11 protein-coding genes are annotated in these 12,420 nt (G+C 53.8%); all 11 read right to left on the bottom strand.

The features are described from left to right. Positions 1 to 25: 25 nt before the first annotated feature. Positions 26 to 1,810 (bottom strand): aspartate--tRNA ligase, encoded by a 1,785-nt coding sequence (gene aspS, locus OUY18_RS05480; protein WP_268057727.1) that lies wholly within the window; start codon positions 1,808 to 1,810, stop codon positions 26 to 28. A 536-nt stretch (positions 1,811 to 2,346) separates the two neighbouring features. Next, positions 2,347 to 3,639: a histidine--tRNA ligase gene (gene hisS, locus OUY18_RS05485; protein ID WP_268057728.1), complete on the bottom strand. Its 1,293-nt coding sequence runs from the start codon at positions 3,637 to 3,639 to the stop codon at positions 2,347 to 2,349. 342 nt (positions 3,640 to 3,981) lie between these two features. Then, on the bottom strand, positions 3,982 to 4,386 hold the full coding sequence (locus OUY18_RS05490) for a methylglyoxal synthase (protein ID WP_135658565.1): 405 nt from the start codon (positions 4,384 to 4,386) through the stop codon (positions 3,982 to 3,984). A 31-nt stretch (positions 4,387 to 4,417) separates the two neighbouring features. Further along, on the bottom strand, positions 4,418 to 5,164 hold the full coding sequence (locus OUY18_RS05495) for a P-loop NTPase (protein ID WP_268057729.1): 747 nt from the start codon (positions 5,162 to 5,164) through the stop codon (positions 4,418 to 4,420). Positions 5,165 to 5,409: 245 nt separating this feature from the next. Next, positions 5,410 to 7,533 (bottom strand): penicillin-binding transpeptidase domain-containing protein, encoded by a 2,124-nt coding sequence (locus OUY18_RS05500; protein ID WP_268057730.1) that lies wholly within the window; start codon positions 7,531 to 7,533, stop codon positions 5,410 to 5,412. Positions 7,534 to 7,560: 27 nt separating this feature from the next. Continuing rightward, complete coding sequence (mreD, locus tag OUY18_RS05505) at positions 7,561 to 8,073, bottom strand: rod shape-determining protein MreD (protein WP_268057731.1); 513 nt, start codon at positions 8,071 to 8,073, stop codon at positions 7,561 to 7,563. Then, complete coding sequence (gene mreC, locus OUY18_RS05510) at positions 8,074 to 8,949, bottom strand: rod shape-determining protein MreC (RefSeq protein WP_268057732.1); 876 nt, start codon at positions 8,947 to 8,949, stop codon at positions 8,074 to 8,076. 116 nt (positions 8,950 to 9,065) lie between these two features. Further along, positions 9,066 to 10,079, bottom strand: coding sequence for a rod shape-determining protein (locus tag OUY18_RS05515; RefSeq protein ID WP_268057733.1), 1,014 nt, complete (start codon positions 10,077 to 10,079; stop codon positions 9,066 to 9,068). Positions 10,080 to 10,183: 104 nt separating this feature from the next. Beyond that, a complete protein-coding gene (locus tag OUY18_RS05520) occupies positions 10,184 to 10,753 on the bottom strand; it encodes a Maf family protein (RefSeq protein WP_268057734.1) in 570 nt (189 codons plus the stop codon). 10 nt (positions 10,754 to 10,763) lie between these two features. Continuing rightward, on the bottom strand, positions 10,764 to 11,030 hold the full coding sequence (locus OUY18_RS05525; RefSeq protein ID WP_268057735.1) for a DUF4321 domain-containing protein: 267 nt from the start codon (positions 11,028 to 11,030) through the stop codon (positions 10,764 to 10,766). After that, the gene (gene dut, locus OUY18_RS05530) at positions 11,027 to 11,482 is read right to left on the bottom strand and encodes a dUTP diphosphatase (protein WP_268057736.1); all 456 of its coding nucleotides are present in this window, start codon (positions 11,480 to 11,482) and stop codon (positions 11,027 to 11,029) included. The genes OUY18_RS05525 and dut overlap by 4 nt, the downstream gene beginning before the upstream one ends. Positions 11,483 to 12,420 lie beyond the last annotated feature (938 nt).

Consider the following 12,420-nt stretch of genomic DNA (forward strand, 5'->3'; position numbering starts at 1 on the left):
CTCATTTAATATGATCGATTGGCCGTTATTCTTTGGGAAGAATCGCAATGCCCAGCTCCGCAAGCTGCGCCTCGTCGACATCGGTCGGCGCGCCCGACATCAGTTCTGAAGAGGAAGCAACCTTCGGGAACGCAATCACGTCGCGGATGCTGTCGCAGTCAAGCATCAGCATGACCAGACGGTCAAGGCCGAACGCCATGCCGCCGTGCGGCGGCGCGCCGAAGCGGAACGCGTCGATCAGGAAGCCGAAGCGTTTCTGCGCTTCTTCCGGCGTTAAGCCCAGCGCCTTGAACATGCGCTGCTGCAATTCGGGGTCGTTGATACGGATGGAACCGCCGCCGACCTCGTTGCCGTTGAGCACCATATCGTATGCAATCGCGTTCACACTTCCGGGGTCGCTTTCCAGCTTGTCGATATCTTCGACGCACGGGCAGGTAAACGGATGGTGCATAGCCATGAAGCGGTTTTCCTCCTTGCTGAACTCGAACAGCGGGAAGTCGGTAACCCACAGGAGGCAGGGCTTGCTCTTGTCGATCAGGCCGAAGCGCGCGGCAAGTTCACAGCGCAGCGCGCCCAGGGAATCAAACACAACCTTGTTTTCGTCGCTGGCAACGATCAGCAGAACGTCGCCGGTTTCCGCCCCAAGCGTTTTGCGCACCGCCGCGGCCTCTTCGGGCGCGAGGAACTTTTCGTAGGAGGAGGTTTCCCCGTTCGCCGTCAGCCTTGTCCAGGCAAGACCCTTCGCGCCGTAGGACTTGATCCATTCGGTCAGCTTGTCGATTTCCTTCCGGCTTAGCTTGTCCGCAAGGCCTTTCAGATTGATGCCGCGCACACTGCCGCCGCCGTCGATCGCGCCTTTGAACACGCGGAATTCCGTATTTTTCAGGTCGTCGGTGAGGTCAATGAGTTCCAGGCCGAAGCGAAGGTCCGGTTTATCCGAACCGAAACGATGCATGGCCTCGTGCCAGGTCATGCGGCGGAACGGCGTCACTAAGTCGATATCGAGTACTTTTTTATAGACAAGTTTCATGAAGCCTTCGGCGATTTCCATCACGTCGTCCGCGTTGACAAACGACATTTCGAAGTCGATCTGCGTAAACTCCGGCTGGCGGTCGGCACGCAGGTCTTCGTCGCGGAAACACCGCGCAACCTGCATGTAACGGTCGAAGCCGGAAAGCATCAGAAGCTGTTTGTAAAGCTGAGGAGATTGCGGAAGGGCAAAAAAGTTTCCGGGGAACATACGGGAAGGAACGAGGTAGTCGCGCGCGCCCTCCGGGGTGGATTTAATCAAAACCGGGGTTTCGATTTCAACAAACCGGTTGTCGTCAAAATAATCGCGCGCAACCTTGACGATTTTATGCCTGCCGATGATCTTATCCTGCACATCGGGGCGGCGCAGGTCGAGATAGCGGTATTTCAGGCGCAGATCCTCTTTTACGTTTGAATCTGCCACGATTTCAAACGGCGGCGTCTCGCTTTTCGCCAGAACGCGCAGGTCGGCTACTTCTATTTCGATATCGCCGGTCGGAATCTCCGCGTTTTTCGAGGAACGCTCGCGCACGACGCCGGTTGCTGCCAGAACATACTCGGAGCGTGCGGAAAACGCCTTATCAAAAACAGCGCGGTCGGTCGCGTCGTTGAATGCAAGCTGTAAAATGCCGGTACGGTCGCGCAGGTCGATAAAAATCAGCTGACCCAAGTCGCGCTGGCGCTGTACCCAGCCGCACACCGTCACGGTCTTGCCGATATCGCTTGCGCGCAGTTCGCCGCAGTAGTTTGTCCGTTTAATTCCCGTCATGAATTCTGCCATAAATTAGCCTCCAAAGTTAAATATAATGATGTTTTTGACAAGCCGAACCTATCCTTTGGTTCTTAATATTGAATTACAGTAATAATTTAGTCTGCCCTCAGGCCGGGCAGGGCAGTCTGAGCCTGCACGCAAATTCGCACGCAATTAAGATTGGTGTGTATCTGGGCGAAGAGCAGGTTTTTTATCTTTTAGAAAAGCCAAAGTCGTGAATGCCGTAGGCATGTAAGACGCTGTGCGTCCGTCCGAAAGTAGGCAAAGGACGAGCAGGGGGCTTTTAAATCCCGGCGAGAGGGGTCCATAAAAGCCCCCTGCACCCCGAGGTATCCCCAAAGGGCCTTTCGGGTACACGCCATTCTATGTGGTTTTCATTGACGTTCCTCCGCGGCAGCTTTGAGAAAAAGGTACCTTATTATAAAACGTGCGTGCAGGCTCAGCCTGCCCCACATGTGGTTTTCATTGACGAAAGCCTTCGCATTCCGTTGGAGGAGCGTTGCACCGCAACGCGGGGGAAACGGCCTAAAAGGGCACTGTGTGCCCTAAAAAGCGATGTCGTCCTCGTCCTTTGTTTGCAGGATGACAAACTGTTCCACGAAATCCTTGCTCAGGTCAACTTTCGATTTTTCGCCGGTCTTCATGTTTTTAACAATCGCTTTTTTGGTTTCCAGTTCGTTGTCGCCCAGCACCAGCATGTATTTTGCGCCGATTTTGTCGGCGTATTTCATCTGTGCTTTCAACGCGCGGTCATTTATATCGCAGGACGCAATAATGGAATACTCCTGAAGGCTGTGCGAAAGCTTAAATGCTTCCGTCTTTGCCGCGTCGCCCAGCGCCGCGATAAAGATATCGCAGGTTTCGGGTTCGGGAAATTCGATTTCCTGCTTGTCCATAATCATCAGCAGGCGCTCCATGCCAAGGCCGAAGCCCAGCGCGGGCATGTGCTGGCCGCCCATTTCTTCCACCAGTCCGTCGTAGCGCCCGCCGCCGCAGACCGTGCTCTGCGCGCCGAGGTCGTTGGAAACGAACTCGAACACCGTATTGGTGTAGTAATCCAGTCCGCGCACGATGGACGGATTCACGTTGTATTCGATCTTTACCGCGTCCAGATAGCCTTTCACGCTTTCAAAATGCGCCTTGCAGTCGTCGCAGAGATAGTCGAGCATACGGGGCGCGCCCTCGGTGATCTTCGAGCAGACCGGGCTTTTGCAGTCCAGAATCCGCATGGGGTTGCGCTCGAGCCTGCCAAGGCAGGTATCGCAGAGCTGATCCTTATACCCGCTGAAATAAGCCCTGAGCGCCTCGTGGTATTTGGCGCGGCAGGTGGGACAGCCGATGGAATTGATCTCCAACTTTAAATTGCGAACGCCGAGGCGGTCGAAAATACTTTTCGCAATGCCGATCAGCTCCGCGTCGGCCATTGGCGAAGGAGCGCCCAGCATTTCCAGCCCGAACTGGTGAAACTCGCGCTGGCGTCCCGCCTGTGTGTTTTCATAGCGATAGCAGGAAGTGAAATAATACAGCTTCTGCGGCAGGCCCTCGTTGTAAAGGCCATGTTCCAGAACGGCGCGCACCGCCCCGGCCGTGCCTTCCGGGCGAAGGGTAATGGAGCGATCGCCCTTGTCGTTAAAAGTGTACATTTCCTTTTGAACCACGTCGGTCGTTTCGCCCACCGAACGCTGAAACAGGCGGGTATCCTCGAAAACCGGCGTGCGGATTTCGCCGAAGCCGTGGATTTTCGCCTCGCTGCGCATCACGTCTTCGACAACCTGCCATTTCTCCGTCTGAACCGGCAGCAAATCCTGTGTTCCCTTTTGTGCTTTAATCAGTTCCATAGCGTTTCTCCTTGAAAAATAAATTCTTGGCTTTTGTTTTTCTAATAAAGTTCTTTTCTATTCAACCCCGAGCCCTTCCCGTTTGGGAAGAAAGGGGTGGATTTCCAATAATAGGGTGTAAAAAAACACAAAAACCCCCGTCCCACAAAGGGACGAGGGAAATCCTCGCGGTGCCACCCTTTTTCAAGGGCCGAAGCCCTCCTCAAAAAATCCCCGGTAACGCGGGGAACGCCGGCTCGCGGATGTCTTCGCCGAAAGCGCCGATGCAGGCGCGCTTACAGTCACGACGCGCCCTCCCTTTGCCGGTCTTTCAGGTACTCTTTCCGTTCATTGCCTTTCTTTTTATGCTTTCGGGTTCAAAATATTGCGCCAATCCAAATCACCGCGCTCCAAACCGTGAATCAGCACCTCGGCGGTCGCGATGTTCGTGGCAACCGGAATATTGTGCATGTCGCAGAGCCGCAGAAGATTCATATCGTTCGGCTCGTGCGGTTTGGGGTTCAGCGGGTCGCGGAAAAACAGAAGCAGGTCAACCTCGTTGCAGGCGATCCGCGCGGCAATCTGCTGGTCACCGCCCTGGGAACCGCCCAGAAAGCGCTGGATTTCCAGCCCAGTCGCTTCCGATACCATCTTGCCCGTTGTACCCGTAGCACACAGGTAATGCCGGCTTAAAACGCCGCAGTATGCGATACAGAACTGAACCATCAATTCCTTTTTGGCATCATGAGCAATTAATGCGATATTCATACTATACTTCCTCCTATATAAGGAATATGCGTTAAAATTTTTGCAGCGAGGCAAGGGGCACGTGTTCGCCCTCCAGCCTTGCGGCAAGCCGGCCCAAAGCCATTGCGCCGAACGACTTCGGCGAGGCCGGTACACTGTTTGCGGCAGCCGCCGCCAGAAGCGCATCCTCCGGAACAACGGCAATCAGCCGAATTCCGGCAGCGTCAATAACAGAATCCAGATCCGGATAAACATTCTGCGTACGGAAGTTCCGGCTGCTGAACCGGTTGATAATCAGCCGCTGCTGCCGTACCCCGTACTCCTCCAGAAGCGTACGCGCCTTCTTCGCGCCGTTCAGGCAAACCGGGTCGGGGGTGGAAACAACCAGCGCACGCTTCGCCGCGGCGATCGCGCTCTGGAATCCTCCGCCGACACCCGCTGGGCAGTCGATCAGCACATGGTCGTAATATCTGCCAAGCACGGAAAGAAGCTGTTTCATAATGTCGGGACTGATTAAATCGTCTTCCGTTGCGGGAGCGGGCATCAAAAACAGTCCTTCGGAAAAAGGACAGGAGTAAACCGCCTTCAGTGGTTCCACGCGGCCGGAAACCACATCCGCAATATCGAAAACTTTCTGCTCTTCAACACCGAGCATATGGTCAAGGCAGCCAAGGCCCGCGTCCCCGTCGATCAGCAGGACGCGCCTGCCCCTTTTCGACAAGGCAAAACCCAGGCCGGATGTTAAAGTGGACTTTCCCACACCGCCTTTTCCGGACGTAATTACGGTAATAGCACCCATTTCATGACCTCATTCTCATACTACCACAAATTTTCAAGGTAGTCAAAGCGTTTTTCTTGTAATAATTGACCAAATTTAAAAAGTTTATAAATTCTTAACAATTCCTGTTTTTGGATGGAAACACCGGTTTTCCGGCGATATACAAACAGCCGGGGGGAATTTTTGTCCGGCAGGTCAAACGCGCTCGCATCCTGCCGCATTCGGAATATCCCGAACGCTGTCCAAAATAAACCGTGTTCCTTCTATTAATGTGACGCGGAAGAGGCGGAGCCGGAAGACGCGCCCGACGCCGCCGAAGAAGCGGACGGCATCACGATATTCCCTTTATCATCCACGGTTTTTCCGTAGAAGTAAGCGTCCAGAACATCCTTTGCAACGGAGTTCGCGTACAGGCCGGTCGCGCCGTGCTCCAAAACAACCGCGACGGCAATTTCCGGGTTGTCAAACGGCGCATACGCGATAAACGTAACGTTATCCGAATGGGGGGTCTGCACCGCCGTACCGGTTTTCGCGGCCAGCGGGATTCCGTAATTTTTAAACATGCTGCTGGCCGTACCGTCGGTTGCAACGCTGCGCATTGCCTGCTGCACGTAGGTGAGGTACGACGGGGAAACCCCGATATTATCCACTTCCTGCGGCTGGGTCTGCGATATCACGTTTTTTTGGGTGTAATCGGTCACTTTGCTGACCAGATGGGTTTTGAGCCGAACGCCGTTGTTCGCAATGGTCGCGGTATAGGCCGCAAGCTGGAGCGGGGTGAACTGGTTGTCGCTCTGTCCCACCGCGGCTTCAACGGTATCGGCGTCCCACCAGGAACCGCCCGAAGCGGCGCGCTCCTCGCGGCCGGCGAGGATACCGGCGTTTTCGCTCAGTTCAATCCCGGTTTTTACGCCGAGCCCGAAATGTTTCGCGTAAAGGTTCATATTCGTAATTCCCAGCCGGTATCCCACTTCGTAGAAGAAGGAGTTGCTGGATTTTTCAATGGCGTAATCCATGGTGATCATTCCGTAATTGCCGATACTTCCCAGGAGAAGGCCGGTGTCCGCAAAACGCCGGTAAACGCTGTTTCCTTCCAGCCGGGTGGAGGTGGTAACCGCGCCCTCCTGCAAAGCCGCCAGCGCGACATAGGGCTTTACAACAGAGCCGGGGGTAAACACGCCGTTGAAGGCGCGGTTGATCAGCGGCTTTGTTTTATCCTGAATCAGCGAGGTATAGTAGTTCGTATCATTCAGGTATTCCGTCAGGTCATAGGAAGGATAGGTGGAAGCGGCAAGCACGGAAAAGTCCTTGACCCGCAGCACGACCGCGGCGCCCGCCACGCAGTCTTCGCCGTGCGCGCTGGACGAACCCTTGTAATGCTGGGCGCAAAGCTTCAGGCCGTTGGCGCGCGCAGCCTCCACATTCTTTGCAAGCGAAGCGTTCAGCACCTTCTGAATCCGGCTGTCGATGGTTAAAACCACGGAGTTGCCCGAAACAGGCGCCGTTTTCACGGTTTCGGCCGCCAGCGAGCCCGAACCGGTGGTTTCCACCTGCTTTTCACCGGATTTTCCGCGGAGCATGCTTTCAAACGCCTGCTCAATACCGCTTTTTCCAAGCCGGTCGTTCAGCGCGTAGCCCTTGCTGTGCAGTTTGTCGTATTCCTCCGGTGAAATCGCGCCGATGGTTCCGATAATATGCGGCGCAAGGCTTCCGTCCGGATACTGCCGCACCGTCGTGACCTTTGCCGTCGCGCCGGGCAGCTGCGAAGAATTCTCGCTGATGATTCCGACCGTATCGCGGCTGACGTCGGGCGCGAAGGTATACGGCGCGGAAATGCCGAAAGCGGACTTCGTCATATTATAGCGGACGGAAATAATATTGCGCGTGTCCGCCGGGGAATACCCGTTCACTTCATACCGTTTTATCATTTCCGCCATGCATTCGTCGGCCGTGGCGTAGGAGTTCATATTCAGAAAATCCTTGGATTTCATCGTGGCGATTTCTTTATCCTCGCCCGGGATAAATTCATATTTCCCCTGCGCGTTAAGCCGGATGGGCAGAATATCCGTCCATTTTTCATTGCGCTGGGAAAGAAGATGAATCAATTGGTATATGGTCTTGTTCTGCGTCTTGGTAGGCATGTACGCCTTATCGAAAACAATGGCATAGCCCGTTTTGTTTACAGCCAGCCCGACGCCGTTCACATCGACGATTTCGCCGCGCGCCGCGTCCATAACAACCGTTGAAGAGGTGGACCGATTTGCCGTTTCCAGAAAAGAGGCGCCTTTTAAAATCTGCCAGTCAACAAGGCGCAGCGTATAAACGGCCATAACGACGAAGACGATTGCTCCGCAGACAATGGCACGCGAATATTCTTTTAATTTCTCCATGGCGAAACCTCCTTTTCCATGTACAAATCATTCTTCCTTTTCGCGGATCTGCATCGCAAGCGCCCGGTTGAAAAAATAGGTGATGGGCATGACTGCAACGGTATAGCAAAAACGCGGGATGTAATGGGCGGTTAAAGCATAGGCGGCATAGTCGTAGTTATAGAGCAGGTAGAAAAATACCCAGTGCAGAAAAAGCAGAACCCCTGTTACCACGACCGCGGCAATCATCGAAGTTAAGAAATTGGTCTGAATCAGATTGGCCGCGAAAAGGCCGATCGCGTAGCAGGTTACGGAAAGCAGAAGCCCGTGGTAGCCCAGCACCGCGCCCCCGCCGAAATCGATCAGCAGGCCGCCGAGCAGGCCGAAGCTCATGCTTGCCACCTCGTTTTCAAACATGCTGATGGAAAGGGCCGCGGGGATTAAGAGCACCGGCCTTGCGCCGAACAGGCTTGGAACAAGCCCGGGCGTTTCCTGTACCATAAACAGTACCAGCAATTCGATTGTATAGGCCAGATAGCGGATGTACTTCATCTTTTGCATTTACTTTCCTCCGGAGGCGGAGGAAGCGGCGGAAAGCGCCTGCCCCTGTCCTTCAAAAGAAGTGATGACCATTACGTCACGCACGCTTTTTACGTCGACAAAGGGTTTCACTTCCGCGTAAAGCGATACGTCATATGGATCGTTTTTCAGCGCCGTAACCGTTCCGATCGCAAGGTTGCGCGGATAAACGCCGCCCAGCCCGCTGGTAACAATGATGTCGCCCGCTTTCACCGTTGTGCCGGCGGCAAGATAGCCGAGCTTTAACAGGCCGCTGTCCGCAAGCTTGATGTCGCTGCCGACAACGCCGGAGTCACGGTTCACCTTGTCGATGGCGCTGATTTTGGTGTCCGCGGAAAGAATCGTGGTCACGCGGCTGTAGCTGGCGTTCGCGCTGGAAATCCAGCCGACAACGCCGTTTTCGGTAATGACCGGGTCGTTGACGGAAATCCCGGAGGAGGTTCCCTTGTCGATCTGGAAATTGTAAAACAGGTCGTTCGGGTCGCGGCCGATTACCGCGGCGGAAACCGGCTTAAAGTCCTGATTTTCGCTTTTCAGTTCCAGAAATTTGCGAAGCTGCGCGTTTTCCTGCTGATACGTATAGTATTTGATTAATTTCTGATTCAGCTCGGCAACCTGCTTTTTCAGCGCGGCGTTCTCCGCCATCAGGTCGTCGTTGGAACGGGTCGTGGACTGCGCGGCAACCGTCGCGTTATTCGTTACAACGGTGCTTACCTTCTGCATCGGCGTCGACACAAAGCTGATCAGGTTCGCCGTGAAGGAGCTGTTGTTGCTCGCTGTAAAAAGCATCAGCCCGAACATAATAAAGATAACGGCGATTAAAATTTTAAAGCTGTTGGAATGGAAATAATCTTTCAAAGCGGCGCCTCCTTTATGATCGGCCCAACCGCGGGCAGCGGAAAAATCCGGAAAACGCCCGCCTAAAAAGTGCAAAAAGCGGAGAGTGGCAACCCTCCGCTGTATTTTCTGAGAATTTATCTTTTGTTGTTTTTATAATAGGAAGCCGGCATGCTCACTTCAAGAAGCTTGCCTGTTCCGTCCACAACACAATCCAGCGGGCTTTCGGCAATATGGACGGGCATTCCGGTTTCCTGTTCCACCAGTTTGTCCAGTCCGCGGAGCAGCGCGCCGCCGCCGGTAAGCATAATGCCGTGGTCAATGATATCGGCGGAAAGCTCCGGAGGGGTTTTTTCCAGCGTGGATTTTACCGCGTCAATAATCAGCGCGAGCGGATCGCTCAAAGCTTCGCGTACTTCCTCGGCGGAAATGGTTACGTTCTTCGGCAGACCGTCTACCAGGTTGCGGCCCTTGATTTCAATGGTTGCATTCTCATTGTCTTCGGTCGGGAAAGCGGAACCGATTTTGATCTTGATTTCCTCTGCGGTGCGTTCACCGATCAGAAGATTGTATTTCTTTTTCACATAGGAAATAATGGATTCGTCGAATTTATCACCCGCTACACGCACGGAAACGGAGGTAACAATATCCCCGAGGGAAATAACGGCAACTTCCGCGGTACCGCCGCCGAGATCGACCACCATGCTTCCGGTCGGCTCGCTGACGGGAAGTCCCGCGCCGATTGCCGCAGCCATGGGCTCTTCAATGAGTTCCACGTTATTGGCGCCTGCCTGACGGGCGGCGTCCTCCACCGCGCGGCGTTCCACTTCGGTTACGCCGGACGGGATGCAGATGATGATGTGCGGGCGGGAAAATGCGTTCGATTTTACTGCTTTGCGGATAAAATGCTTGAGCATGGTGGCGGTAATGTCGAAGTCGGCGATCACGCCGTCTTTCATCGGACGAACCGCGACAATGGAACCCGGGGTACGGCCGATCATATCCTTCGCCTGTGAACCGACGGCGAGCACGGTATCGGTGCGTACGTCAACGGCGACAACGGAAGGCTCGCGCATCACGATGCCCTTTCCTTTCATAAAAACCAGCGTGTTCGCGGTGCCTAAATCGATCCCTATATCTTTTGAAAACATGAGTTTTATTTCCCCTTTCAAGACCTGGCAAAATTCAATCGTTCTTATTATAACCTTTATAGGTTGATTTCTCAACTGTTAAATTGTGAACAGGTAATATTTCTCTATTTTCCATCTTCGGCTGTTTTCATGCCGGCTAAAATTCGATTAATTTTACCAATCGGAAGACCCATTACATTGTAATAGTCCCCGTCGATCCGCTTAATAAACAGCGCGCCCCGGCCCTGAATGGCGTAGGCCCCGGCCTTGTCGAGGGATTCGCCCCGCGCGACATAGGAATCGATTTCGCTTTCACTCAGCGGATAAAACTCAACGGAAGTGCTCTCGTGGCCGCGTAAATATTTCCGGTTGTTGATAATGCAGTATCCGGTGTAAACCTGATGCACATTGCCCGCGAGCAGTTTGAGCATCGCTTTCGCTTCTTCCTCATTCTTCGGTTTGCCAAGTACGCGCCCCTTCAACACAACGATGGTATCCGCACCAAGGACAATATCCTGCGGATGGAGCTTTGCCACCGCTTCCGCTTTGCGGGCGGCAAGAAGCTCTACAATCTGTATGGGAGGCGTTCCCCGGAGATATCCCTCATTGATATCGGCGGGTACAACGGTAAAATCATAGCCGGCCATTTTCAAAAGTTCGCTGCGGCGCGGCGATGAAGATGCTAACAGCAACATGATACTCCTCCTATTCCCTCACTTTAATTTTTATATAAGCCAGTATCGCGGCAAGCAGAAGTATCGCCTGCGCGACATTGATGCTGACAGTCATTCCAAACGTGAATTTTACCACGGATAAATCCAGATCCACGGGCGAAAGCCCGAATTTCGCACAAGCGCCGAGCCAGGAAAGGGTTTTCATCCCTGCGCAGGACGTACCGATCACTTGCCCCAAAACCACGGCCAATACCAGCAGGATCATCAACAAAAGCGTCCGGATACCATTCTTCTTCATTTCTTGATCTTCCGTTTTCCGGTGGACCCGAACCCGCCGTCGCCCCGCGCCGTTTCGCCGAGTTCATCGGTTTCCTCCAAAACGGGAAGAAGTACCGGCATTACGACCAGCTGCGCGCAGCGTTCACCCGGCTGAATCGTATAGGGTTTATCGCTCAGATTGGTAATTCCCACCAAAAGCTCGCCGCGGTAATCGCTGTCGATCACGCCGACCGCGTTGGGAAGCGTAATTCCGTGTTTTACGCCCAGTCCGCTTCGGCCAAAAACCAGCCCCACGGTGTTCCTGCCCGGCAGTTCAATGGCAATCCCCGTCGGGATTTTGTAAAGCCCGCGCGGTTCAATCGTGACGGGCTCGTCCATGCAGGCATATAAATCCAAACCCGCCGCGCCCTCGCTTCCCCGCGTCGGCAAAACGGCTTTTTCATTCAACTTTTTTATTTTTAATGTTTCCATAAGCCACCCCAGTTTATGTATCAGGAAAGAACTCCCTCTTTTTGTGAAAATTATAGCAACAACAGAAAACGCATATATGCGTTTTTTCAAACAATGTAAAAATTTTTTTCTTCAGCTTCCTACCTTTTTTCCTCTAAACTGCCGCGGAGGAACGTCAATGAAAACCACATAGAACGCGTGTCCCCCAAAGACCTTTTGGGGATACCTCCGGGGTGCAGGGGGCTTTTATGGAACCCTCCCGCCAGGGCAGGCTGAGCCTGCACGCACGTTTATAATAAGCTACCTTTTTTCTCTAAGCTGCCGCGGAGGAACGTCAATGAAAACCACAAAGAACGCGTGTCCCCCAAAGACCTTTTGGGGATACCTCCGGGGTGCAGGGGGCTTTTATGGAACCCTCCCGCCGGGGCAGGCTGAGCCTGCACGCACGTTTATAATAAGCTACCTTTTTTCTCTAAGCTGCCGCGGAGGAACGTCAATGAAAACCACATAGCACGCGTGTCCCCCACAGACCTTTTGGGGATACCTCCGGGGTGCAGGGGGCTTTTATGGAACCCTCCCGCCGGGGCACGCTGAGCCTGCACGCACGTTTAAAATAATCTACCATTTTTATCTAATCTGCCGCGGAGGAACGTCAATGAAAACCACAAAGAAAGCGTGTACCCCAAAGGCCCTTTGGGGATACCTCGGGGTGCAGGGGGCTTTTGTGGAACCCTCTCGCCGGGAATTCAAAAGCCCCCTGCTCGTCCTTTGCCTACTTTCGGACGATTCCGAAAGTAGGGGCCCGCCCGGCCTGAGGGCGAACTAAATCATTCCTGTAATTTGATAGGAAGGATAAAAGGAATAGGTTCGACCTGTCCGAAAACAGCAGGCAAGATGCAGGCTCAACCTTTTCGGGGAACCCCCGGCGAGGGTTCCCCACGCGAAAACAATCCACTGGA

The sequence above is a fragment of the Caproiciproducens galactitolivorans genome (assembly GCF_026672255.1).
In the GTDB taxonomy this organism is placed as follows: Bacteria; Bacillota; Clostridia; order Oscillospirales; family Acutalibacteraceae; genus Caproiciproducens; species Caproiciproducens galactitolivorans_A.